The sequence below is a fragment of the Streptomyces sp. NBC_00568 genome, from assembly GCF_026341855.1.
Classification (GTDB): domain Bacteria; phylum Actinomycetota; class Actinomycetes; order Streptomycetales; family Streptomycetaceae; genus Streptomyces.
Genome location: NZ_JAPENW010000001.1, coordinates 2,104,906 through 2,128,131, shown reverse-complemented (window position 1 = coordinate 2,128,131; position 23,226 = coordinate 2,104,906). Strand labels below are relative to the sequence as shown.

The window sequence follows — 23,226 nt, the reverse complement described above, 5'->3', positions numbered from 1 at the left end:
GCGGAGCCGATCGCCCCAGGTGGCGCCGCCTCGGAGCCGGCCGGCCCCTCGACCGCCGTCTCGGAGACGATCGCCCCGGCGGCCGTCGACAGGGAGCCCGTGGATCCAGGGGCCGTCGACATGGAGTCGGTGGATCCGGGGACCGCGGCCTGGGAGTCGGTGGATCCGGGGACCGCGGCCAGGGAGTCGGTGGATCCGGGGACCGCCGTCAGGGAGTCGGTGGATCCCGGGACCGCGACCAGGGAGTCGGTGGATCCGGGGACCGCCGTCAGGGGTTCGGTGGTGGCTCCCGGGGCGATCGGCCCCCGGAAGCCGTTCCTGCGCGAACTCCTCGGGTTCGCCTCGGTCGGAGTCCTCGCCTACGCCGCCGACCTCGGCCTCTTCGTCTGGCTGCGCGGCCCGGTGGGTCTGGACCCGCTGACCGCCAAGGCGCTGTCCTTCCTGGCGGGTTGCTCGGTGGCGTACGCCGGAAACGCGCTCGGCACCTACCGGCACGCGGCGGCCCGCGGCCCGCGCCAGTACGTGATCTTCTTCGCGGTGAACATCGCGGGCGCCCTCGTACAGCTGCTGTGCCTCGCGGTCAGTCACCACGGACTCGGGTTCACCTCGCAGCGCGCGGACACCGTCTCGGGCGCGGGAATCGGCATGGCGCTCGCCACTGTCCTGCGCTTTTGGGGTACCCGGTCATTGGTTTTCCGAGGCGAGGGCAGAGTCGGATCATGGACTGGCTGAAAAAGATTCCCGGCGTGGGGCCCCTGGTCGTGCGCCTGATGGCCACGCACGCGTGGCGGTCGTACGAGCGGCTGGACCGGGTGAAGTGGACGCGGCTCGCCGCGGCGATGACCTTCATCAGCTTCGTGGCGCTGTTCCCGCTGCTGACCGTGGCCGCGGCGATCGGTGCCGCCACGCTGAGCACGCAGCAGCAGAAGGACCTCCAGGACAAGCTCGCCGAGCAGGTGCCGGGCATCTCCGACCAGCTCGACATCAACGGCCTCGTCCAGAACGCCGGCACGATCGGGCTCGTCGCCGGCGCCCTGCTGCTGGTCACCGGCATCAGCTGGGTGGGCTCGATGCGGGAGTGTCTGCGCGTGGTCTGGGAGCTGCCCGACAGCGAGGAGAACCCCCTCCTGCGCAAGCTCAAGGACGGGGGCGTACTCGTCGGGCTGGGCGGCGCCGTGCTCCTCACCATCGTCGTCTCGACCCTCGCGTCCACCGCGGTGGGCTGGTCGGCACGGCACCTCGGCATCGACGAGAACGGCTGGGGGAGCGTGCTGCTGCAGGCCATCGCCTTCGCGGTGGCCGTGCTCGCCGACTTCCTGGTCCTGCTGTACGTCCTGACCCTGCTCCCCGGTGTGCAGCCGCCGCGCCGTCGGCTGATCGTCGCGGCACTGATCGGCGCAGCCGGGTTCGAACTGCTCAAGCTGCTGCTGAGCGGCTATATGCGGGGCGTGGCGTCGAAGAGCATGTACGGCGCCTTCGGGGTGCCGATCGCGCTGCTCCTGTGGATCAACTTCACGTCGAAGCTGCTCCTGTACTGCGCCGCCTGGACGGCCACGGGGAGCGAGGAGTCGGCGCGCACCGAGGAGGAGGCAGACGCGGGGGAGCGGACGGAGACCACGCGGGCAGCGGCGGACCCGGACGAAGCGGCGGACCGGGGCGAACCGTCCGGCCCGGAGGGCCGGAGGGTCTCGGGGGCCCCGAAGAACGCGAAGGCTCCGGAGCCCCGGGGTATCAGCGGCGGCGGCGCATCAGGTCCGGCAGCGGCCAGCGGCGGTTGACCAGGAAGACGCCTGCCGCGAGCAGGACGAGGAAGCCGCCCGTGAGGCCGAGCGCGACGCCGATCCCGCTCGAACCGCCCTTCTTCGTGGCGGTGGCGGCCGCCACCGGCTTCGTGGAGGCGCGCTCCGGGCTCGTGCCGTCCGAGGCCTTCGCACCTGGCTGAGCGGTGGTGTCGACGCCCTTGGGCGGGACCAGTTCGCCCACCGGCTGGACAGTGCCCGAAGCCTTGAACCCCCAGTCGAGGAGCCGCGCGGCTTCCTTGTAGACCTCGTTGTGCTCGTCCTTCTCCGGGTTCATCACCGTGACGAGCAGCACCTTGCCGTCGCGCTCGGCGACACCCGTGAAGGTGGCGCCCGCGTTGGTGGTGTTGCCGTTCTTCACGCCGGCGATGCCCTGGTACGTGGTGACGTCGCTGTCGCCGGTCAGCAGCCGGTTGGTGTTCTGGATCTCGAAGGACCCCCGGGTGGTCTTGCCCTTCTTGTTCTTGGCCGTCGCGCCGGGGAACTTCGCCCGCACCGTCGAGCAGTACTCCCGGAAGTCCTTCTTCTGGAGCCCCGAACGGGCGAACAGCGTCAGGTCGTACGCCGACGACACCTGACGCCCGGCGTCGTAGCCGTCCGGGCTCACCACGTTCGTGTCGAGGGCCTGGAGATCCTCGGCGTGCGCCTGCATGTCCTTGACCGTCTCGTCGACGCCGCCGTTCATCGCGGACAGCACGTGCACGGCGTCGTTGCCGGAGCGCAGGAAGACACCGAGCCACAGGTCGTGGACGGTGTACGTCTCGTTCTCCTTTATGCCCACCATGCTGGAGCCCGAGCCGATGCCCGCCAGGTCGGAGGAGGCCACCTTGTGCGGGGTGGTCTTCGGGAACTTGGGCAGCACCGTGTCGGCGAAGAGCATCTTCAGGGTGCTCGCCGGGGGCAGCCGCCAGTGCGCGTTGTGAGCGGCCAGGACGTCGCCCGACTCCGCGTCGGCGACGATCCAGGAGCGGGCGGTGATGTCCTTGGGCAGGACGGGGACGCCGCTGCCGAGGTTCACCTGGTTCCCGGGCCGGCCGAGCTGCTCACCGCCGACGGTCGACATGTTCGCCGGGGGAGTGGCCGACGGCGAGGCCGTGGGGCTCTTCGCCGGGCTCGTTTCGTCGGCGGTGTCGGCGAACGCGGGCGCTGTGAGCGAGAGGGTCAACAACGTGGCGGAAGTGACCAACAAGGATCGCTTGGCGGTCTTTTTCGAGGCAGGCACGGTCGAGAAAGTACAGGGCTCGCGACGGTAAGTCCCATCACCTCTCGGGGAAGCCTCCTCGCCCTCTCCACCCCGGCGCCGGATCCCCGTCGGCGACGGCGATACTGAACGCATGAAGCTCAGCCGCCCCGTGTCCTGGTTCCTGCTCGCCTTCGGGGTGTGGAGTTGGGTCATTTGGGTCACTTTCGTAAAGAACCTGTACAAGGACGGCAGTGGGCTCGCGTTCGACGACGCGGGCGATCCGACGGCGTACTTCTGGGTTCATCTGACGCTCGCCGTCGTTTCCTTTGTCTTGGGGACGGTCGTCGGGGTCATCGGGTTGCGCGGCGTACGCGCATTGCGCCAGACGTCATAACGGGGGATACGGCGTCATGGTCATCGTGTTCGTGCTGGTGGGTGTGGCCGTCCTGGCCGTGCTCGGTGGGTCGCACTGGTATGCCTGGAGACGGCTGGTGCGAGACACCACGGCCGGTCCCGGGGCGCTCCGCCGGGTGGGGGCGGTGGTCTTCGCCGCCGGGCCGCTGCTGATGTTCGGCGCCGTCGCGAGCGAGCGCGCGGGGGCTCCCTTCTGGCTTCAGCGGACGCTGGCCTGGCCCGGGTTCCTGTGGATGGCGGTGCTGCTCTACCTCGTGCTGGCGCTGCTGGCGGGTGAGTTCGTACGGCCGGTTCTGCGCAGGCTCGTGGAACGCCGGGCGGGCGGACGCCAGGAGACCGACGGGGCGGCGTCCCCCGCCGCGGTCGGGGAGGCGGGTCCGCGCGAGAGCGTACGTGCCCGGTCCGGCGCGGCGGCGACGATGAGCGGCGACGGCGGGGCCGGGGCACGGACCGCGACGACCGGACCCTCCGGCAGGTCGTCTTCGACGCGGCCGGCGGAACAGCCGGGACAGCCGGAATCGGCGGAACGGCCGGAATCCGCGGTAGAGCCAGGACCCATCGGGCATGTGGGCCCGGAGGGGCCGGCGGAACCGACCGGTCCCATCGAGCCGACCGGTCCCACCGAGCCGACCGGTCCCACCGAGCCGACCGAGGTGACCGAGCCGACGGAGGCGGTCCGCCTGCCGTCGCGTCGCCTGTTCGTCTCCCGTGTCGTGGGTGGTGCCGCCGCGGCCGTAGCGGTGGGGACCGTGGGATACGGGACGTACGGCGTACTGCGCGGGCCGTCGGTGAAGCGGGTCACCGTGCCGCTCGCCAAACTGCCCCGGTCCGCCCACGGCTTCCGGATCGCCGTCGTGAGCGACATCCATCTGGGGCCGGTGCTCGGGCGCGGGTTCGCTCAGAAGGTCGTCGACACCATCAACTCCACACAGCCCGATCTGATCGCCGTAGTCGGTGACCTCGTCGACGGCAGCGTGAAGGATCTCGGACCGGCGGCCGCCCCTCTCGCCGGGCTGCGGGCCCGGCACGGGGCCTACTTCGTCACCGGGAACCACGAGTACTTCTCCGGAGCCGAGCAGTGGGTCCGGGAGGTGCGGGAGCTGGGGATCCACCCCCTGGAGAACGCGCGGACCGAGCTGGCCGGATTCGACCTCGCCGGCGTGAACGACGTACAGGGCGAGAGCGAGGGGCAGGGGCCCGACTTCGGCAAGGCGCTCGGGGACCGGGACACCACGCGGGCCTGTGTGCTGCTCGCACATCAGCCGGTGCAGATTCATGATGCGGTACGCCATGGAGTCGACCTCCAGTTGTCCGGACACACCCATGGCGGGCAGCTCTGGCCGGGGAACCTCATCGCGGCCGCCGCCAACCCGACGGTCGCGGGTCTGGAGCGCTACGGCGACACGCAGTTGTACGTCTCCCGGGGTGCGGGGGCCTGGGGGCCGCCGACCCGGGTCGGCGCGCCCTCGGACATCACGGTCGTGGAGCTGGCCTCGCGAGAGGCCTGAGAGCCCTCCGCGAAACGGGTCGGCGGTCATCGCCCGGGGCGGTTCGAGGGAGTGCGGGACCGCGGGCGGCGACGACGGCTCGCGCCGTGACCGCCGCCCGCGGGCGAGCCGGTGGTGTCCTACGGGTGGGGTGTGGACCCGTACGCCGTCAGGAAGCGGTCGCGGAACGCGCTCATCTTCCACACCGGGGCGTCGTGCTCGGGCCGGAGGCCGTCCGTCCAGCCCCAGTCGGCGATCCTGTCCAGCACCTTCGGGTCCTTGGCGACGATCGAGACGGGCACGTCACGGCTGGCGTGGTCGCCGCTGACCCGGGCCATCGGCTGGTGGTCGCCGAGGAAGATCAGCACGGTGTCCTTGCCGCCGTAGCGCACCAGGTAGTCGATGAGGCTGGTCACCGAGTACTGGATCGACTTGCCGTACTCCTCCTTCGACTTCTGCGAGCTGGTGATGATGTCCCCGGGCCTCTTGCCCGCCTTCTCGATGGCGTCGTAGACCGAGCCGTCACCGACCTGGTCCTGGGGGACCGTCTCGGGGATCGGCGCCCAGGGCTGGTGGCTGGAGGTCAGGATGATCGTCGACATCAGCGGCTTGTCGTGCTTCCTGCCGTGCTCCAGGCGCTCGAACGCGGCCAGGGCGTACTGGTCGGGCATGGTCGACCAGCTGAACTTCGGTCCCTGGTAACCGAGATCGCGGGAGTCGTAGAGCTTGTCGATGCCGTAGAACTTCTGCTCGGGCCAGGCCTTCTGGATGCCCGGCATGATGCCCACGGTGTCCCAGTCGCCCGTCTTCTTGAAAGCGCCGGGCAGGGTCAGATGATCGCCCGCGGTCACGGTGCGATAGCGCTGCTGGTTGCTGACCCACAGGCCCGACAGGAACGTCGAGTGGCCGAGCCAGCTGCTGCCGCCGTACGTCGCCGAGGTGAGCCAGCCGCTCCTCGCCGCGAAGCCGGCCCGGGTCAGCTTGTCGTTCTCCGAGGTGAGCGTCGCGTCGACGCCCGGTGCCATGACCGGGTCCTCGATGGCGCTGCGGCCGTAGCTCTCGATGAACGTGATCATCATGTCCTTGCCGCGCAGATCGGTGAGCAACTGGCTGGGCGGCGTGTTCGCGAAGGTGTCCTTCTTCGCGATCCTGCCGAACTCCGCCTCGTCCCGCAGCGTGTTGCGCACCCGCTTCGCCCGGTCCTGGACGACCAGCGCGGTGTGCTCGGCGGCGATGGGCACCCCGGTGAACTGCACGCCCATCGACGCGCAGACGACCCAGGCGACGGCCAGCACGAGCGTCGTGCGCGTCGCCGTCGCGGAGTTCCGGGCCACCAGGTTGCCCAGCCGGACGACCGACGCCGTCATGAGGGCCAGTACGGCGATCACGAGCGCCACCGCCAGGACCGCGATGCCGAGCGCGCCGCCCTTGCCGAACGTGTCCTGGAGGTAGGCCTGCGCATCGCTGAGGAGCGACCAGTCGAGGACGACGTTGAAGCCCCGCCCGAGGTATTCGTGGAAGCCGACGTCGAGGCAGTTCAGGACGGTCAGGACGCCCAGGCCGAACCCGGAGAGCGCCGCTACGACCGTGCGCGGCCTGCGGGGCAGGACGATCAGCAGGGCGGCGCCGAAGATCGCCTCCACCGGGAGACGCAGGAACTCGGCGGGCCGGAACCGGTCCGACTGGCTGGGCATGAGCAGCGCGAACAGGACGAGCGCGGCGGCGAGGACGGTCGTGGCCGACGCGAGGATGCGGGCGGCGGTGGGATGCCGGCCCCGCCACCCGCGCCACCGCCCGCGCACGGGCGTCGCTCCTGCCGGAGGCTCCTCCCCGTCCCCGTCCCCGTCCCGGTCCCCGGCGGCCGCGTCGGGGGCGCCGGTGCCATCCTCCGCGGAGCCTTCGGGCCGGCCCGAGGCACCGTCCGTGCCCGCGCCGACCTCGACGGGCTCCTCGGCCTCGGCCGCTTCGGTGGAAGCCCCGGCGGGAGTGTCCGTCGCGGTGGAGGCCGCCTCCACCGGGGCCGCTTCGGCGGGTGCCCCGGCCTGGTCCTCGGCCTCGGTCAGGGTGGTGCCGGAGCCGGTGCCGGTGCCGGTTTCGGTGAGGGTTTCCGGTTCGGCGGAGACGGCTTCCGCCGGAATCCGGGCCGGGCTTCCGGTCTCGGCCGAGGTGGTGTCGGCGCCGGTCCCGGAGGGCGTCCTCGGGCCGGTGGAGGCTGCTTCCGGTGGGGTTCCGGCCGGGTCGTCCTCGGCCGGGAGCGAGAGGGTTCCGTCGGTCGGCGTGGCCGGGGCCGTGGCGCCGGACGGGGGTATCTCGGGGTCGGCCGCCGCCTCCCCCTCGCCCGAGGCGGCGGCGCTCTCCGCCGTGGCCGCGTCGGCGTCCGCGAGCGGCTCCGGCGCCTGCTCGTCGCGCGGTGGTGCCCCGTCCGTGTTCGGCAGCTGTCGAGAGCTCGTGTTGAACGACAACCCGGCGGTCCTTCCGTGCGAAGCGCGGTGGTGGCGTGGCGGTCCGACCGGAGGAGACCGATTCCGCCCTCATCGTGGTGTACGGCGCCACGGCGGCCCGTGTTCAACCGGCTCGGTCAGCTTCTCCCCAAGTCCGTTCCAGCAGGTCACAAAGTCCGTTCCAGCAGGTCACAGCGGTGCGAGCGAGGCCGTCCCGGCCCGCACGGCAGGCTCGGCGGTACCACCGGCCCCGAGACGCCGCCGTCCCCCACCGGCGTCCCCCGCGTCCCCTCACCGGCGTCCGCCGCCTCACCCCATTGGCAGTGTCACCGTCACCCCCCGGCGTCCGCCGCGTCACCGCACCGGCAGTGTCACCGTCTCCGCCAGGCCCTCGCCGGGCGCCGTCCGCACCGGCGTCCGCCGCGTCACTCCACCGGCGTCCGCCGCCTCACCGCACCGGCGTCCGCCGCGTCACTCCACCGGTGTCCGCCGCCTCACCGCACCGGCGTCCGCCGCGTCATCGCACCGGCAGTGTCACCGTCACCGACAGGCCCTCGCCGGGCGCCGTTCGTACCGTGACCGTGCCCCCGTGGGCACGCACCACTCCCTGCACGATCGCCATGCCGAGTCCGCTGCCCGCGCCGCCGCCGGCCCGGAAGAAGCGGTCGAAGACGCGCGCCGCGTCCTCTTCCGGGAGCCCGGGACCCTTGTCCGCGACACACAGCCGTACGGCACCGTCCGCGCGCTCGAGCCCGAGCCGTACCGGCACGTCGTCGGGCGTGTGGGTGCGTACGTTGCCCACGAGATTGCCCAGCACCTGCCGCAGCCCCGACTCGTCGGCCTGCACGAGCAGCGTGCCGTCCGCGCCCACGGTCACCGGGCGGCCCGGCTGCTGGGCGCGCAGGTCCGCGGCCGCGTCCCGCACGAGCCGGCTCAGGTCGACGTTCCTGAAGCGCAGTTCGGGCCGCTGGTCGAGGCGGGCCAGGGTGAGCAGCTCGTCGACGAGCCGGCCCATACGGTCGGCCTCCCCGTTCATCCGGTCCCAGGCCCGCCTGCGCTCGACGGGGTCGGTCAGCATCCCCTTCTCGTACAGCTGGAGGTAGCCGCGTATCGCCGCCAGCGGTGTGCGCAGCTCGTGCGAGGCGTCCCCGACGAACCGGCGCAGCTGGGCCGCGCTGTGTTCTCGCGTCCGGTAGGCCGACTCGACCTGGTGCAGCATGGAGTTGAGCGCGAGCCGCAGCTGTTCGACCTCCTGGGTCGGATGATGGCTGGAGGGCACGCGCCGGGTCAGATCCCCTTCGGCGATCGCCGACGAGGTCTCCACCATGGCCTCCAGCGGGCGCATCCGGCGGCGCACGCTGAACATCGTCAGGCACGCGAGCAGCGCCAACAGCCCGGTACCCACGGTCAGATCGAGCTTGAGCGCCTTCGCGATGCCCTTGTGCAGTCCGTCGGTCGAGGCGGCGAACAGGACGTACGTCCCGTCGGCGAGCCGTCCCCCGGTCGCCCGGTAGTCGGCGCCGCGCACGGTGATGTCGCGCGGCTCGCTGTCGCGGGCGAGCGCGCCCGGGTCGTCGACGGCGGCCGCGAACGCGCGCTGTGTGGCGGTGGGTTCGAAGCCGGCCACCTCGATCGCCTCGCCCCGCCGGTCGACGGCCACGAAGAGCGAGTCCGGTTTCGGTGACTCGTCCACCGCGGGCCCGATCCGGTCCCGTACGAACGCGAGGGCGCTCAGTGAGTCGATCTGGCTCATGGTGAGCTGTGAAACACCCAGCGACTCACGGGTCTTGGCGAGCTGCGCGTCCACCTGGTCGAGCAGGTAGTGCCGCATGCCCATCAGGCTCACGGCGGTCGCCACCACGATGCCCAGGGCCAGGAGTCCCACGTTCGCCAGGGTCAGCTGGCCGCGCAGCGAGTGGACGCCGTGCTTGCAGCGCGGGAAGCGGAATCCGGGCCGGACGAGCAGACTCACGCGAGTCCGTATCCGACGCCCCGGCGGGTCTGGATCACCGGCGGCCCCAGCGGTTCGAGCTTGCGCCGCAGGTAGCTGATGTACGTCTCCACCACGGTCGACTCGGCCGAGTGCTCGTACTGCCATACGTGGCGCAGGAGTTGCTCCTTGGGGACGATCCGCCCGCCGTTGCGGACGAGGAAGCGCAGCAGGGCGTACTCGGTGGGGGTGAGCTCGACCGTGGTGCCCGCGCGGTGGACGCTGTACGTCGTCTCGTCCAGCTCCAGATCGCCGTAGCGCAGGGGCGGGCGCTGCGGCAGGACGTCGTCGGGCCGCGTACGGCGCAGGACGGCGGTGATCCGGGCGACGACCTCGTCGATGTTGAACGGCTTGGTGATGTAGTCGTCGCCGAAGCCGAGCGCTCCGACGATCTCGGCGGGCGCGTCCCGCGCGGTCAAGAAGACGACGGCCAACTCGGGCTGCCGCAGGCGCAGTTCACGGCCGAGAGCCCGGCCGTCGCCGTCCGGGAGCATCACGTCGAGCAGTGCGGCGTCGGGACGGGTGCGCTCGGCGAGCGCGAGCGCCTCACGGACGGTGCCCGCGGCCATCACCTCGAAGCGGTGGTAGCGCAGCGCGATGGTCAGGACGTCCGCGATGCTCGGCTCGTCCTCGACGACGAGGACGGTGGCTCCCTCGTGAGCGGTCATGCCCCCAGTATCGGCGGGGCCACCGGCAGCGGGGTCGGTTCGCGCCTTGGAGTTCCTTGAGAGTCATGGGCGGGTCGTGTCCCCGCACGCGCGCCGCCGCCAATCCTGGTGCCAGGACCTGGGGGACCGACCGACCCGACTAAGGAGCGTTGAACGTGGCGGTATTGGCACGGTGGTGCTATCGGCACCGGCTGGTGGTCCTGTTGCTGTGGGTGGGCGCACTGTTCGGTCTGGGCTTCGCGGCGACCACCGCGGGCACGGACTACGCGAACGTCTTCTCCCTCCCGAACACGGACTCCAAGCGCGCGTACGACCAGATGGAGAAGGCCTTCCCGAACAGCGCGGGGGACACCGACACGGTGGTCTGGAAGGTCGACGAGGGCACGGTCAGGGACGCGTCCGTGCGTTCCCGGATCCAGCCCGTGCTGGACGAGATCGCCGGTATGAAGGGCGTGGGCCAGGTCGCGGGTCCGTACGAGGGGAAGGGGGGCGCCGCGCAGATCAGCCGTGACGGCACGATCGCGTACGCGCAGATCACCTTCGCCGAACAGGCGAACGCCGTGCCCAAGGAGCTGGTGCAGGACGTCGTCGACCTCGCGCGGGACGCCGAACGCGGTGGACTCCAGGTCGAGTTGGGCGGCCAGGCGATCCAGCGTGTCCAGGAACCGCCCACCGGGCTCGCCGAGATGGTCGGCATCCTGGCCGCGGCCGTCGTCCTCTTCCTCGCCTTCGGCTCGCTCTTCGCCATGCTGCTGCCGATCGGCATCGCGATCTTCGGCGTGGGTACGGGGCTGTTCTCCACGCAGCTGCTCAGCCACGCCACGGACATCCCGGACCTGGCCCCGCTGCTGGCCACCCTGATCGGCCTCGGCGTCGGCATCGACTACGCGTTGTTCATCGTCACCCGGCACCGGCGCGGCATCCTGCGCGGCTTGGCGCCCGAGGAGTCGGCCGTCGTCGCCCTCAACACGTCGGGCAGGGCGGTGCTGTTCGCGGGCGGCACGGTGTGCATCGCGCTCGCGGGCATGCTCGTGACGAACCTCCGCTTCCTGGACGGCGTGGTCATCGGCACCTCCCTCACCGTCGTGTTCAGCGTGCTCGCGGCCACCACCCTGCTGCCGGCGCTCCTCGGCCTTCTCGGCACCCGGGTGCTGAGCCGCCGCCAGCGGCGCACCCTGGCGGCGCGGGGGCCCGAGCCGGAGCGGGCGAGCGGTGCCGCGGCGCGCTGGTCGACGAGTGTGCAGCGCCGCCCCCGTACGATCGCGGCCATCGCCCTGGCCGTGATGGCGATCCTCGCGATCCCGGTCCTGTCGCTGCGTCTCGGCGCCACCGACCAGGGCAACGACGACGCCACCACGACGACCCGTCAGGCGTACGACCTGCTCGCCGAGGGATTCGGGCCCGGCTTCAACGGCCCCTTGCAGGTGGTCGTGACCGGCGGCGACACGGACGCCCTGGTGAAGAGCATCGGCGGCACCGCCGGAGTCGCGCAGGCCGCCGCGCTGCCGCCCGCGCACGGCGTGACGGTGATCCAGGTGGTGCCGACGACGTCACCGCAGTCGGAGGAGACCGACCGGCTGATCGACACTCTGCGGGACCGGGTGATCCCGGACGCGGGGGCGCAGGCCCACGTGGGTGGTGTCACCGCCGTGTCGAAGGACTTCGCCACGATCACCGGTGACCGGCTGCCGTACTTCGTCGCCACGATCATAGGGCTCGGCTTCCTGCTCCTGCTGATCGCCTTCCGCTCCCTGGTGGTCCCGCTGACGGCCGCGCTGATGAACCTGATCGCCGCCGCCGCGTCCTTCGGCGTCCTCGTCGCCGTCTTCCAGTGGGGCTGGGGCCTGGAGTTGCTCGGCCTGGGCAAGGAGGGCCCGATCAACGCCTTCCTGCCCGTCATCATGCTGTCGCTCCTGTTCGGCCTCTCCATGGACTACCAGGTGTTCCTGGTGAGCCGCATGCACGAGGAATGGGTGCACACGAAGGACAACGCCCGCGCGGTGCGGGTCGGACTGGCCGAGACCGGCCGGGTCATCAACTCCGCCGCCCTGATCATGGTGTGCGTCTTCCTCGCCTTCGTCCTGAGCGGCGACTCGGGAGCGGCGATGGCGGGCGTCGGCCTCGCGGCCGCGGTGGCCCTGGACGCCTTCATCCTCCGTACGGCCCTGGTGCCGGCCGCGATGCACCTGCTGGGCAACTCCAACTGGTGGTTGCCGGCGGGCCTGGAGAAGCGGCTGCCGCACCTCGCGGTGGAGCCGGCCGAGGCGCCGTCCGAGGGCGCCGTTCCCGCCGAGGGCGGCGCGTCGGCCGTCCACGGCTTCGTCCGCGACGCGGAGGGCGTGCCCGTCGACGGAGCCGTCCTCACGCTGCTGTCCAAGGGCGGCCGTCAACTGGACCGTGTGACCTCGCTGGCCGACGGTTCGTACATCGTCTCGGTCCCGGCTCCGGGGACGTATCTGCTGTCGGCGACGGCCCGTTCGTACGGGGCGCGGGCCCGGCACGTGATCGTCACGGACGAACCGCTCGTGTACGACGTGGAGCTGGCGGAGGGCGAGGTGGACGCCGACGCGGTCAGCTGAGACCGCCGGACGCGAGAACCGTCCGAGGTGAGGGGTGCCCGCCGGGCAAGGGCTGCCCGGCGGGCGCTCCTCACTCCTTACTCCTTCGGCGGGCGCCCCGACTCCCGGTCCTTCTTCCTGGCCGGGTCGGGCAGGGCCTTCGTCATCCCCGGCAGGAAGTCCGTGAACAGTTCGTGCACCTCGTGGACGAGGGGCCGCAGGAGACGGAACCGGGAGAGCGAGACGCCGCGCGCGGTGAGGCGCGCGCCCCGCTCGGCGAGCCGGTAGCTGCGCTCGCGGCCCTCCGTACGGTCGAAGACCCAGTACAGGACGAGCCCCATCTGGGAGAGCCACATCAACTCGGGCAGCACGTCGCGCAGTTCTTCGGGCACCTTGGTCTTCGCCCCGGCCAGCACCTCCCGGTGGACGCTGATGGCCTCCAAGCGCGCGTGCTCCGACTCGGGGGAGAAGGGGCTGAGCGGGCTGTCCGGGTCGGCGGCGTTCTTGAAGAACTGCACCGCGAACTCGTGGTAGGGCGTGGCGATGTCCAGCCATGCCTTCAGGACGCCGCCCAGCCGGGCCTCCAGGTCCGTCTCGCGGTCCAGCACCTCCCGGACCGCCTCCTGGTGCTCGGCGGCGATCCGGTCGTAGAAGCCCTGGATCAGGTGCTCCTTGCCGGCGAAGTAGTAGTACGCGTTCCCGACGGAGACCCCGGCCTCCTTGGCGATGGCCCGCATCGTCGTCTTGTCGTACCCCCGCTCCTGGAAGAGCCGCATCGCCGTCTCCAGGATCAGGGCCCGGGTCTGCTCGCTCTTGGCGGGGCTCTTCGCCGCCTCCTTGTCCGCCGGTACGGAGGGCGTGGAGGGCTCGGAGGCACGGGAGGACTCGGAGGACCCGATGGGGCCGGGGCTGTCTGTCGGTGCTGGCACGGGACGAGCCTAACGAGTGGGAGCGGTGGAACATTCGCCGCTGTCGCAGGCGGGGGGTACGTACGTCCATCCCGCGGTCGGGTCGTAGCTCCACCCGTCGCCCCAGTGGTACGCGCCACCGCCCCATCGTTCGGACGCCTGGGCCTCGCGCCACTTGGCGGCGGCGAGGGTCGCGCCCCTGGCCAGCCTGGCACCCGCGGGGGTGCTCAGCCGATGGGCCAGCGCCCGGTACTCGCGCAGCGCCCACAGGGCGACGACCCAGGCGGCGGCTCCCTGGTACACCTGCCCGCTGTCTCCCACCACGGTGATCTCGCTCAGGGTGGCCCGGTGATCGAGGCGCGGGAAGCGCCGCCGGGCCTCTTCGGAACCCACGGGGACGAACCGGAGCGGGACGAGCTGCGCCTGCCGGGCGAGCCAGTGCTTCAGGAAGGCGCACAGCGAGCAGCGCGCGTCGTAGAGGACGGTGAGCCCGAGGACCGGGACGCGCGCGGCGCCCCGGTCCCGGGTGGCTGTGATGCCGGCCATCGGTCTCACGCCCCGGCCGCGGGGGCGATCCAGTCCGTCGGCTGCACCGGCGGCGTCTGCTCCCGCTCCATGACACCCCGCCGCCGGATCTTGTTGAGCACGTACACGTTCCCCAGGTGCATGACCCCGAGCACCAGCAGGACGACGCCCAGCTTGGTCGACAGGGCTTCGAAGATCTCGCGGGCGTTGGAGATCTCGTCGCTCTGGTGCAGATAGAGCGCGACGAAGCCCAGGTTGACGAGGTAGAAGCCCACCACCAGCAGATGGTTCACCGCGTCGGCGAGCTTCTCGTTCCCGTGCAGTACGTCCGCCAGGAAGATCCGCCCGTTGTGGCTCAGCGTGCGTGCCACCCAGACCGTCAGCGCGATGCTGACCAGCAGATAGATGACGTACGCGACGACCGTGAGGTCCATGTCCCCACCCCTTCTTGAACGCGTTCAAAACGCTGTCTGGGATGAATGTAGACCTGCTTTTGAACATGTTCAAGTCGGATCCCGCGAGGGCGTCCCCCGTGCTCGCGCCGCACGGTGTCCAGAGGCGGCGCGCGCGGGGCTGCCGGGGCTACCGCTGGGCCCTGCGGGCCAGTTCGGGGCGCTTGGTGTAGTCCGTCAGGCCGATGACGTTGCCCCAGGGGTCGGCGATCTCGACGGTCCAGCCGGTGGCGCCGGAGAAGGGCTCGTCGAGGGGGGTGATCCCGGCGGCGGTCAGTGAGCGGGCCGCGGCCCGGGCGTCCGCCACCTCCACCCACAGCCGTGGCGACGCCCATGGCGGCGGCCGGTGGCTCAGCTCGTCGTCCAGTCGCAGCAGCACGCCCGGCGTCTCCTTGCCGACCTTCAGCACCGCGATGCCGGCCTCGTCGAGCCGGAAGGCCGGCGGGAACCCCGCGCGCTCGTAGAAGCCCACGGCCTCGCCGAGGTTCCCGACGGGCAGCAGCACGTTGTCGAGTCCGAGAAGCTCGTATGACACGTCATCTGACATGCCATCAGATTAGGGACTGCCGGGGACGGGTGGTGCGGGCCCGACCGCGGGCCGAACATGTGATCACCCGTTGAGGGGAGTCGGGCCCGGGAACCGTGCCCGTGCCGGACCGGAGCGGCGGGCCAGCGCTCGATGACCCGTTGTCAGTGGCGGCTCGTACTGTCGTCGGCATGGGAACGGTGATGTTCGTCGACGAGACGACCAGTGGGGACCGGGGCACGGGCTGGGGGCTCGTGATCGACGAGGGGCGGCTCACGTTGCGCGAGCTGATCCGGCGACGGGTCTTCCAGGAGGTCGCCGAGTACAACTCGTGGACGCCGGGGGTGTTCCAGGGGCTCGTGCAGCCGGAGGACACCGAGCGGGTGCTGAACGGCTACGCGCTGCGCACGCCCCGCCGGATAGACCCCGAGGCGCAGAGCGAGGCGGCGCTCAAGGCCTTCGCGGGGAACGGTTTTCTGGTGCTCGTGGGGGAACACCAGGTGACCGAACTCGACGAGGAGATCGAGGTGACCCTGGGCACCGAGGTCACCTTCCTCAAGCTCGTCGCGCTGGTCGGGGGATGACGATGAGCGGCACCGGGCGGTGGGGGCAGCGGATCCGTGAGCGGGTGGCCGAGGGCGACATGGGAGAGCTCGCCACCGAGCTCCTCAAGATCGCCGCGGCCAACAGAAACCACTGGGGCGGGGGTTGGGACGAGGTTCTCGACGTGGTGCGGGCGCTGCCCGCCGAGCAGCGGACGAGGCTGGCCGACGCGCTGGTGGAGCGCTACCACTCGGTCGGCAGGAAATCCGTCGCCCGGATCAACGTGCTGACCCTGCTCGGCGTTGTCTCCCGCGGCCTTCCCGCGGACCCGCTCGCCGGCGAGCGGCGGCAGCAGCTCGACGCACTCGGCCGGCAGTACGACTACGGGTACGGGGCGCGGATGGACGTACTGGCCGAGGCCGAGCTGGCGGCCGGCCGGCGGCTGACTCCCGCCGTCGTCGCGGCGTTCCGCCGCACGGGCGTGGACGCCTACCACCCCGAGTACGTCGTGGAGTTGATGAAGAAGGTCACGGAGCCCGTCCTGAACGTCGGTGAGGAATGGGCCGAGCAGGCCATGCGGGACGGCTCCGCCCCCGACTGGCAGGCACTGCTGGCCCACCTGACGGGCGCCACCGCCTCCAAGCCCTCCGCCAGGTGGGACAAGCGGGCCCGCGCCCTCGTCGAACCCCTGGGCGACGGCAGTGTCCGCGCCGCCGCGGTGTCCTGGCTCGCCCTCGTCGGCCGCCCCCGGACCCTCCCGCTGGAGGGTCCGGGGTACGGGGTGGACGTCAACACCGTCTACGACCCCTTCAACGCCAACGCCCTGCGCGGCCTGGCCTGGCTGGTCTCCCTCCTGCCGCCCCACCCCGCCACCGCCCGGGCCCTCGGCGCGCTCGTCGAGACCTCCCTGAAGAAGGTCGCGGGACTCGGCCCGCGCAACCCCAAGGTCGCCAACGCCGGTGTGTTCGCGCTGTCCCGGCTCGACGGCGAGTCCGCCCTCGCCGAACTGGCCAGGCTCGCCACCCGGGTGACGTACAAGAACACGGCGAAGCTCCTCGACGGCGCGCTTCAGGCGCGGGCCACCGCCCTCGGGCTGAGCCGGGAGGAGATCGAGGAACTGGCCGTCCCGGCGTACGGACTCGGCGAGGTGGGGCACGCCCGTCACGACCTCGGAGAGGTCACCGCCCTCGTCGACATCCAGGGCTCACGCGCCGTGCTGAGCTGGCGCAACGCGACCGGCAAGGCCGTCAAGAGCGTGCCCGCCGCCGTGCGCCGCGACCATGCCGAGGAGCTCAAGGATCTGAGAGCGGCCGTCAAGGACATCGACAGGATGCTGTCGGCGCAGGCAGAGCGCCTGGACCGGCAGTTCCTCGCCCGGCGCAACTGGGCGTACGACACCTGGCGCGAGCGCTGCCTCGACCACCCGCTCGTCGGCACCCTCGCCCGCCGGCTCCTGTGGACGGTCGACGGCACACCGGTCGGGTTCGCGAACGGCGAGCTGTCCACCCTCACCGACGACCCGGTGAAGGGAGGCGAGGAGGTCGCCCTCTGGCACCCCGTCGAGCGTGAGCCCGCCGAGGTCGTCGCCTGGCGGGACTGGCTGGAGCGGCACGAGATCACCCAGCCCTTCAAGCAGGCCCACCGCGAGGTGTACCTCCTCACCGACGCCGAGCGCGCGACGGGCACGTACTCGAACCGCTTCGCCGCACACTTCGTGCGCCAGCACCAGTTCAACTCCCTCGCCGCCATCAGGGGCTGGCGCAACAAGCTGCGCCTCTGCGTCGACGACGAGGCGCCCCCGGCGACCCGGGAACTGCCCCGGTGGGGTCTGCGCGCGGAGTACTGGATCGAGGGCGAAGGCGAGTACGGCGACGACACCACCGAGTCCGGCAGCTATCTGCGGCTGCGCACCGACCAGGTGCGCTTCTATCCGCTGGACGCCCCCGAGAACTCGGCGCACTGCTACGGCGGTGAGTACCGCATGCGGCTGCGTGAGGGCGAGGACCCGGTGGAGCCGCTGCCCCTCACCGCGATACCGCCCCTCGTCCTCTCCGAAGTCCTGCGCGACGTCGACCTGTTCGTCGGAGTCGCCAGTGTCGGCAACGACCCGACCTGGCAGGACGGCGGCCCCGGCGGTCGCTTCCAGGACTACTGGACCTCGTACGGCTTCGGCGAACTGACCGAGACCGCGCAGACCCGCCGCACCCTGCTGGACCGTCTGATCCCCCGCCTGGCGATAGCCGACCGCTGCTCACTGGAGGGCCGCTTCCTGCACGTGAAGGGCGAGCGCCACACGTACCGGATCCACCTGGGCTCGGGCAACATCCTGATGAGCCCGAACGACCAGTACCTGTGCATCGTCCCGAAGCCCGCGCCGGGAGGCCTCCAGCCCGGCCGCCTCCCGTTCGAGGGTGACCGGATGCTGGCGGTGATCCTCAGCAAGGCGATGCTGCTGGCGGACGACATGAGGATCACGGATCCGACGATCCTGAGCCAGCTGTGATCAGGAAGCCGGTTCGGGGCCGCCCGCTGCGAGGATCTCGGCCACGTCGAGGGTCACCTTGGCGCCGAGGGAGTCGGGGAGAGTGACGATCTCGCCGGGGGCGTGGATGCGGTGGTTGCCGTATCCGCCCTCGGCCGGGTCGGTGAGCACGTGGAGGCGCTGGTGCTTGCGGTCGACGATGACGTACACGGGCACGTCGGCGCCGGCGTACGCGGAGACCTTGGTGCGCAGATCGGACTCGTAGTTGCTGGACGTGACTTCCAGGACGAAGCGGAAGGCAATGGGGTCGTAGCAGTTGTTCTCGACGAGGTGCTCTTGGAAGTCGGCGTCCACCAGAGCAAGGTCGGGGACGGCGTAGTCCTCCGCGCCGGACGGCAGCCAGAGCCCGACGCCCTGGAGCACCTGTGACTCCGCTCCGTGCAATCCGGCTGCCAGGAACGGGAGCATGAGGTTGGTCAGCGCGCTGGCGTGGGCACCGTCCGGCGGCGGGGATACGAGGATCTGGCCTCCGATGATCTCGACGCGGTAGCCCGGGGTGCGGTCCATGAGACGGTTCGCCTCCGCGATCAGCGGACGGTCGTCGTGGGGCCGCTCGACGGATGCTGCGGACATCACGTGCCTCCTGTGGGCTGGTGTCGAGAGCATCATCGTAGGCCGGTCGGCAGCCCTGAGCCCTGATCGGTCCGTTTCACCAATTCGTGGCTCCGCACGCGTGTGGGCCCCGCTCCCGGAGGAAGCGGGGCCCACACGACGTACAGGCTGAAGAGGAAGACCTCAGAAGCGACGCGTGATCAGGGCGCGCTTCACTTCCTGGATCGCCTTCGTGACCTCGATGCCTCGGGGGCAGGCGTCCGTGCAGTTGAACGTCGTGCGGCAGCGCCACACGCCGTCCTTGTCGTTCAGGATCTCCAGGCGCTGCTCGCCCGCCTCGTCACGCGAGTCGAAGATGAAGCGGTGGGCGTTCACGATGGCGGCCGGGCCGAAGTACTGGCCGTCGTTCCAGAACACCGGGCAGGACGACGTGCACGCCGCGCACAGGATGCACTTGGTCGTGTCGTCGAACCGCTCGCGGTCCTCGGCCGACTGCAGGCGCTCGCGCGTCGGCTCGTTGGTCTCCTTCGTGATGAGGAACGGCATCACGTCGCGGTACGCCTGGAAGAACGGGTCCATGTCGACCACGAGGTCCTTCAGGACCGTCAGACCCTTGATCGCCTCGACCGTGATCGGCTTGTCGGGGTTGAGGTCCTTGATCAGCGTCTTGCAGGCGAGACGGTTCTTGCCGTTGATCCGCATGGCGTCCGAGCCGCAGATGCCGTGCGCGCAGGAGCGGCGGAACGTGAGCGTCCCGTCCTGGTCCCACTTGATCTTGTGCAGCGCGTCGAGGACACGCTCCTTGGGGTCGATCTGGAGCTGGAAGTCTTCCCAGACCGACTCCGCCGAGACCTCCGGGTTGAACCGGCGGATGCGGAACGTGGCGGTGATGTAGGGGGAGTCGCCGAAACCGGGCTCGGGTGCGCCGGCGGCGTCCGCCTTGTCCAGAGTGGGAGTAGCCATCAGTACTTACGCTCCATCGGCTGGTAGCGGGTCTGGACGACCGGCTTGTAGTCGAGACGGATCGACTCGGTGCCGTCGTCGCCGACCTCGCGGTACGCCATGGTGTGGCGCATGAAGTTGACGTCGTCGCGGTTCGGGTAGTCCTCGCGGTAGTGACCGCCGCGGGACTCCTTGCGGGCGAGCGCGGACACGGCCATGACCTCGGCCAGGTCGAGCAGGTTGCCCAGCTCGATGGCCTCGAGGAGGTCCGTGTTGAACCGCTTGCCCTTGTCCTGGACCGAGACGTTGAGGTAACGCTCGCGCAGCTCCGCGATCTTCTCGACCGCCGTCTTGATGGTCTGTTCGGTGCGGAACACCATCACGTTGGCGTCCATGCACTCCTGGAGCTCACGGCGGATGTCGGCGACCCGCTCGGTGCCCGTGGAGTTGCGCAGACGCTCGACCTGGGACACGACCTGGGAGGCCGGGTCCTCGGGCAGCTCGAGGTAGCCGGCCTTCGCCGAGTACTCCGCGGCCGCGATGCCGGCCCGGCGCCCGAAGACGTTGATGTCCAGCAGCGAGTTCGTGCCGAGGCGGTTGGCGCCGTGCACCGACACGCAGGCGACCTCACCGGCGGCGTACAGGCCCGGAACGACGGTGGTGTTGTCCGAGAGGACCTCACCCTGGACGTTCGTCGGGATGCCGCCCATGGCGTAGTGCGCGGTGGGCTGGATCGGGATCGGGTCCGTGTAGGGCTCGATGCCGAGGTAGGTCCGCGCGAACTCCGTGATGTCGGGCAGCTTGGCGTCCAGCTGCTCCGGCGGGAGGTGCGTGAGGTCGAGGTAGACGTGGTCGCCCTCGGGACCGCAGCCGCGGCCCTCGCGGATCTCCGTGTAGATGGAGCGGGACACGACGTCACGGGACGCGAGGTCCTTCATGACCGGCGCGTACTTCTCCATGAAGCGCTCGCCGTCCTTGTTGCGGAGGATGCCGCCCTCACCGCGGGCGCCCTCCGTCAGCAGGATGCCCATGCGCCAGATGCCGGTCGGGTGGAACTGGAAGAACTCCATGTCCTCCAGCGGCAGCCCACGACGGTAGACGGCCGCCTGGCCGTCACCCGTCAGGGTGTGCGCGTTGGAGGTCACCTTGAAGAACTTGCCGGTGCCGCCGGACGCGTAGATCACGGCCTTCGCCTGGAAGACGTGGATCTCGCCGGTCGCGAGCTCGTAGGCGATGACGCCCGCCGAGTGCTTGACGCCGTCGACCTCGACGATCAGCTGGTCGAGGACGTAGAACTCGTTGAAGAACTCCACGCCCTCCTTCACGCAGTTCTGGTACAGCGTCTGGAGGATCATGTGACCGGTGCGGTCCGCGGCGTAGCAGGACCGGCGGACCGGGGCCTCGCCGTGGTTGCGGGAGTGACCGCCGAAGCGGCGCTGGTCGATCGTCCCGTCGGGCGTCCGGTTGAACGGGAGGCCCATCTTCTCCAGGTCGAGGACCGCGTCGATGGCCTCCTTCGCCAGGATCTCGGCGGCGTCCTGGTCGACCAGGTAGTCACCGCCCTTGACTGTGTCGAAGGTGTGCCACTCCCAGTTGTCCTCTTCCACGTTGGCGAGCGCGGCGGCCATGCCGCCCTGCGCGGCGCCCGTGTGGGAGCGGGTGGGGTAGAGCTTCGTCAGCACGGCGGTGCGGCTGCGCTTCGTCGACTCGATGGCGGCGCGCATGCCGGCGCCGCCGGCGCCGACGATGACGGTGTCGTACTTGTGGATCTTCATGAGTGGTTGCCTCAGCCCCGTGCCTAGCGGATGTTCGGGTCGAAGGTGAAGATCACCAGCGTGCCCAGCAGAATCGTGAACACCGTGGCGGTGTACAGCAGGCCCTTCAGCCACAGGCGCGTGCCCGCGCGCTCCGCGTAGTCGTTGATGACGGTACGCAGGCCGTTGGCGCCGTGCAGCATGGCGAGCCACAGCATCGCGAGGTCCCAGACCTGCCACCACGGGTTCGCCCACCGGCCGGCCACGAAGGCGAAGCCGATCTTGGAGACGCCGCCGTCGAGGACGAGCTGGATGAGCAGGTGGCCGATGACCAGGACGACCAGGACGATGCCGGACAGGCGCATGAAGAGCCAGCCGTACATCTCGAAGTTGCCGCGGGTGGACTTCGGGGTCTTCTTGGTGCGCTTGCGGGGGGCCTCGATGAACGGGGCCGGGTTGTCGACGCTGTAGGCCGAGAACTCTCCGGCGCCCTCTACGGGGCCGATGCCGGAAGCGGCGGTGTCAGTAGTGGACATCTGCGTCAGCTCCCGAACACTTCGCGGAATGCGTGACCGAGGACGGGGTACAGAGCCCCGAACATCAGCACGACCCAGATACCGACGACGGACCAGAGCATCTGCTTCTGGTAGCGCGGGCCCTTGGACCAGAAATCGACGGCGATGACACGCAGGCCGTTGAGCGCGTGGAAGAGGATGGCGGCGACGAGGCCGTACTCCAGCAGCGCGACGATCGGCGTCTTGTACGTGGACACGACCTTGTCGTAGTCCTCGGGGGAGACACGGACGAGAGCGGTGTCCAGGACGTGTACGAACAGGAAGAAGAAGATGAGGACGCCGGTGACTCGATGAGCCACCCAGGACCACATTCCTTCCCGGCCGCGGTACAGCGTTCCAGCCGGCACGGAAGAACCCTCCGGGAGCGGGGATTGGGGCCGCGCCGGCTTCTCTGTCGGTCGGGCCCGGCCGGGTACGGTCCACCGGCCCCGGCCATCGTAGCGACGTGTTGTCGGAACGCTTACAGCGGCCCTATCAATGTGATCAAACTGGCAATCAATCAGGCACGTTCGGGCTATTGCGGGCGCCTGATGTCGGTGGGTCGCGGTTCGTCGGCGAACTGGCGCACGAGTCGGGCCAGCCGGCCGCGGGCCAGTCTGCGCAGCTCGTCGGCGGTGATGACCCGTTCTTCCTCGGGGTCGTGCGTGAGCCGCGACCGGATGCCGGCGAGCACCTGGTCGAGTGCCTCCCCGGCGGCGAATCCGTCCAGACAGATGACGAACACATGTCCGAATCGACTCTCGTACGCGGCGTGCGCGGCGCTCAGCGCGGTGTGGGCGGCGGAGTACGCGCCGTCCGGGAGCGGCGTGAGCGATTCGCCGGCCAGGGCTTCGGCCACGTCGGCCGAGGTCAGGTCGTACGCCGCCTCGTCGGCCGCGGCCAGCAGGGCGCCGAGATCCGGGTAGGGGCGGTGGTCGGCCAGGCGAAGGGCCCAGCGCAGGCTGCGGCAGCAGGTGAGCAGGGCGCGGGTGACCACATCGACGGGTGCGGAGTTGAATCCGTCGAGGCGGGCCGGGGACGGCGCCGCGCTCTTCTGCTCGGGGAGGGCGACCTGGCCGGGGAGGCGTGGGAGACGGTGCGACGTCAGCGTGGGTCCTCGGCGGTGGGATGGAGACGCGCGAGGTCAGTGAGCGTGACGTGCGCGCGGTACGTGTGTTTCGGCAGGGGGAGAAGTGAAAGGTGTGCCGCTCACGCTATCGAGATGTGTCGAGACCTGTCCGACGGATGCCCGGATTTCACCCGCACGGGAGAGTTTCGGAGCGTGGGGTGGACGGTCGCGGTGACGGCCGGGGCAGAGTTCACGGTGGTGCGGAGGGGCTGGAGAGGTGGACTTCCCGATGGAGGAGTACACCTGGATGGGGGAACGG

General features: G+C 70.6%; 21 protein-coding genes. 7 read left to right on the top strand and 14 right to left on the bottom strand.

The annotated features are described in order from the left end of the window. Positions 1 to 297 precede the first annotated feature (297 nt). Positions 298 to 732 (top strand): GtrA family protein, encoded by a 435-nt coding sequence (locus OOK38_RS09085; protein ID WP_266765817.1) that lies wholly within the window; start codon positions 298 to 300, stop codon positions 730 to 732. Then, positions 720 to 1,778 (top strand): YihY/virulence factor BrkB family protein, encoded by a 1,059-nt coding sequence (locus tag OOK38_RS09080; protein WP_266761955.1) that lies wholly within the window; start codon positions 720 to 722, stop codon positions 1,776 to 1,778. The genes OOK38_RS09085 and OOK38_RS09080 overlap by 13 nt, the downstream gene beginning before the upstream one ends. On the opposite strand, the gene OOK38_RS09075 is transcribed toward OOK38_RS09080, so the two are convergent. Then, positions 1,732 to 3,021 (bottom strand): D-alanyl-D-alanine carboxypeptidase, encoded by a 1,290-nt coding sequence (locus OOK38_RS09075; RefSeq protein ID WP_323178794.1) that lies wholly within the window; start codon positions 3,019 to 3,021, stop codon positions 1,732 to 1,734. The genes OOK38_RS09080 and OOK38_RS09075 overlap by 47 nt on opposite strands. Before the next feature lie 112 nt (positions 3,022 to 3,133). On the opposite strand from OOK38_RS09075, the gene OOK38_RS09070 reads away from it, so the two are divergent. Both OOK38_RS09070 and OOK38_RS09065 read left to right on the top strand, forming a co-directional pair. Next, on the top strand, positions 3,134 to 3,376 hold the full coding sequence (locus tag OOK38_RS09070; protein ID WP_266761959.1) for an SCO4848 family membrane protein: 243 nt from the start codon (positions 3,134 to 3,136) through the stop codon (positions 3,374 to 3,376). Between the two features lie 16 nt (positions 3,377 to 3,392). Then, positions 3,393 to 4,904 (top strand): metallophosphoesterase, encoded by a 1,512-nt coding sequence (locus tag OOK38_RS09065; protein ID WP_266761961.1) that lies wholly within the window; start codon positions 3,393 to 3,395, stop codon positions 4,902 to 4,904. Between the two features lie 119 nt (positions 4,905 to 5,023). On the opposite strand, the gene OOK38_RS09060 is transcribed toward OOK38_RS09065, so the two are convergent. The 3 genes from OOK38_RS09060 to OOK38_RS09050 form a co-directional block, all read right to left on the bottom strand. Further along, positions 5,024 to 6,685, bottom strand: a complete 1,662-nt coding sequence (locus OOK38_RS09060) for a sulfatase-like hydrolase/transferase (RefSeq protein WP_266765818.1) — start codon at positions 6,683 to 6,685, stop codon at positions 5,024 to 5,026. A gap of 1,156 nt (positions 6,686 to 7,841) precedes the next feature. Continuing rightward, the gene (locus tag OOK38_RS09055; RefSeq protein ID WP_266848324.1) at positions 7,842 to 9,296 is read right to left on the bottom strand and encodes a HAMP domain-containing sensor histidine kinase; all 1,455 of its coding nucleotides are present in this window, start codon (positions 9,294 to 9,296) and stop codon (positions 7,842 to 7,844) included. Next, entirely contained in the window at positions 9,293 to 9,982 is a 690-nt protein-coding gene (locus OOK38_RS09050) for a response regulator transcription factor (protein WP_266761965.1), read from the bottom strand. Before OOK38_RS09050 ends, OOK38_RS09055 begins: the two co-directional genes overlap by 4 nt. Before the next feature lie 164 nt (positions 9,983 to 10,146). Between OOK38_RS09050 and OOK38_RS09045 the strand changes: the two genes are divergently transcribed. Next, entirely contained in the window at positions 10,147 to 12,561 is a 2,415-nt protein-coding gene (locus OOK38_RS09045) for an MMPL family transporter (RefSeq protein ID WP_266849321.1), read from the top strand. 77 nt (positions 12,562 to 12,638) lie between these two features. On the opposite strand, the gene OOK38_RS09040 is transcribed toward OOK38_RS09045, so the two are convergent. From OOK38_RS09040 to OOK38_RS09025, 4 genes are all read right to left on the bottom strand, one after another. Further along, entirely contained in the window at positions 12,639 to 13,316 is a 678-nt protein-coding gene (locus OOK38_RS09040) for a TetR/AcrR family transcriptional regulator (RefSeq protein WP_266765820.1), read from the bottom strand. Between the two features lie 162 nt (positions 13,317 to 13,478). Continuing rightward, complete coding sequence (locus tag OOK38_RS09035; protein ID WP_266848322.1) at positions 13,479 to 13,994, bottom strand: thiol-disulfide oxidoreductase DCC family protein; 516 nt, start codon at positions 13,992 to 13,994, stop codon at positions 13,479 to 13,481. Between the two features lie 5 nt (positions 13,995 to 13,999). Next, on the bottom strand, positions 14,000 to 14,407 hold the full coding sequence (locus OOK38_RS09030) for a hypothetical protein (RefSeq protein WP_266761969.1): 408 nt from the start codon (positions 14,405 to 14,407) through the stop codon (positions 14,000 to 14,002). 148 nt (positions 14,408 to 14,555) lie between these two features. Then, positions 14,556 to 14,972 (bottom strand): VOC family protein, encoded by a 417-nt coding sequence (locus tag OOK38_RS09025; RefSeq protein ID WP_266761970.1) that lies wholly within the window; start codon positions 14,970 to 14,972, stop codon positions 14,556 to 14,558. 170 nt (positions 14,973 to 15,142) lie between these two features. On the opposite strand from OOK38_RS09025, the gene OOK38_RS09020 reads away from it, so the two are divergent. Together OOK38_RS09020 and OOK38_RS09015 are read left to right on the top strand one after the other, a co-directional pair. Then, a complete protein-coding gene (locus tag OOK38_RS09020) occupies positions 15,143 to 15,535 on the top strand; it encodes a hypothetical protein (protein ID WP_266848321.1) in 393 nt (130 codons plus the stop codon). Further along, positions 15,532 to 17,997, top strand: a complete 2,466-nt coding sequence (locus OOK38_RS09015) for a DUF4132 domain-containing protein (protein WP_266848319.1) — start codon at positions 15,532 to 15,534, stop codon at positions 17,995 to 17,997. The genes OOK38_RS09020 and OOK38_RS09015 overlap by 4 nt, the downstream gene beginning before the upstream one ends. Here OOK38_RS09015 and OOK38_RS09010 read toward each other — a convergent pair whose 3' ends face one another. From OOK38_RS09010 to OOK38_RS08985, 6 genes are all read right to left on the bottom strand, one after another. Then, on the bottom strand, positions 17,998 to 18,609 hold the full coding sequence (locus OOK38_RS09010) for a Uma2 family endonuclease (RefSeq protein WP_266761974.1): 612 nt from the start codon (positions 18,607 to 18,609) through the stop codon (positions 17,998 to 18,000). A 162-nt stretch (positions 18,610 to 18,771) separates the two neighbouring features. Continuing rightward, positions 18,772 to 19,551, bottom strand: coding sequence for a succinate dehydrogenase iron-sulfur subunit (locus tag OOK38_RS09005; RefSeq protein ID WP_266761976.1), 780 nt, complete (start codon positions 19,549 to 19,551; stop codon positions 18,772 to 18,774). Continuing rightward, entirely contained in the window at positions 19,551 to 21,305 is a 1,755-nt protein-coding gene (sdhA, locus tag OOK38_RS09000; protein WP_266848317.1) for a succinate dehydrogenase flavoprotein subunit, read from the bottom strand. Before sdhA ends, OOK38_RS09005 begins: the two co-directional genes overlap by 1 nt. Positions 21,306 to 21,328: 23 nt before the next feature. Beyond that, positions 21,329 to 21,820: a succinate dehydrogenase hydrophobic membrane anchor subunit gene (locus OOK38_RS08995; protein ID WP_266761979.1), complete on the bottom strand. Its 492-nt coding sequence runs from the start codon at positions 21,818 to 21,820 to the stop codon at positions 21,329 to 21,331. A gap of 5 nt (positions 21,821 to 21,825) precedes the next feature. Beyond that, entirely contained in the window at positions 21,826 to 22,206 is a 381-nt protein-coding gene (sdhC, locus tag OOK38_RS08990; protein ID WP_266761980.1) for a succinate dehydrogenase, cytochrome b556 subunit, read from the bottom strand. A gap of 167 nt (positions 22,207 to 22,373) precedes the next feature. Further along, a complete protein-coding gene (locus OOK38_RS08985) occupies positions 22,374 to 22,946 on the bottom strand; it encodes a 2-oxo-4-hydroxy-4-carboxy-5-ureidoimidazoline decarboxylase (protein WP_266849319.1) in 573 nt (190 codons plus the stop codon). Between the last annotated feature and the right edge of the window lie 280 nt (positions 22,947 to 23,226).

Excerpts from the sequence above, each read along its gene's own strand:
- OOK38_RS08995 (WP_266761979.1), bottom strand. The coding sequence starts at position 21,820 with ATGTCCACTACTGACACCGCCGCTTCCGGCATCGGCCCCGTAGAGGGC.
- OOK38_RS09070 (WP_266761959.1), top strand. The coding sequence starts at position 3,134 with ATGAAGCTCAGCCGCCCCGTGTCCTGGTTCCTGCTCGCCTTCGGGGTG.
- OOK38_RS09040 (WP_266765820.1), bottom strand. The coding sequence starts at position 13,316 with ATGCGGCTCTTCCAGGAGCGGGGGTACGACAAGACGACGATGCGGGCC.
- sdhA (WP_266848317.1), bottom strand. The coding sequence starts at position 21,305 with ATGAAGATCCACAAGTACGACACCGTCATCGTCGGCGCCGGCGGCGCC.
- OOK38_RS09065 (WP_266761961.1), top strand. The coding sequence starts at position 3,393 with ATGGTCATCGTGTTCGTGCTGGTGGGTGTGGCCGTCCTGGCCGTGCTC.
- OOK38_RS09080 (WP_266761955.1), top strand. The coding sequence starts at position 720 with ATGGACTGGCTGAAAAAGATTCCCGGCGTGGGGCCCCTGGTCGTGCGC.
- OOK38_RS09030 (WP_266761969.1), bottom strand. The coding sequence starts at position 14,407 with ATGGACCTCACGGTCGTCGCGTACGTCATCTATCTGCTGGTCAGCATC.
- OOK38_RS09020 (WP_266848321.1), top strand. The coding sequence starts at position 15,143 with ATGGGAACGGTGATGTTCGTCGACGAGACGACCAGTGGGGACCGGGGC.
- OOK38_RS09010 (WP_266761974.1), bottom strand. The coding sequence starts at position 18,609 with ATGTCCGCAGCATCCGTCGAGCGGCCCCACGACGACCGTCCGCTGATC.
- OOK38_RS09050 (WP_266761965.1), bottom strand. The coding sequence starts at position 9,982 with ATGACCGCTCACGAGGGAGCCACCGTCCTCGTCGTCGAGGACGAGCCG.
- OOK38_RS09035 (WP_266848322.1), bottom strand. The coding sequence starts at position 13,994 with ATGGCCGGCATCACAGCCACCCGGGACCGGGGCGCCGCGCGCGTCCCG.
- OOK38_RS09025 (WP_266761970.1), bottom strand. The coding sequence starts at position 14,972 with ATGTCAGATGACGTGTCATACGAGCTTCTCGGACTCGACAACGTGCTG.
- OOK38_RS09015 (WP_266848319.1), top strand. The coding sequence starts at position 15,532 with ATGACGATGAGCGGCACCGGGCGGTGGGGGCAGCGGATCCGTGAGCGG.
- OOK38_RS09005 (WP_266761976.1), bottom strand. The coding sequence starts at position 19,551 with ATGGCTACTCCCACTCTGGACAAGGCGGACGCCGCCGGCGCACCCGAG.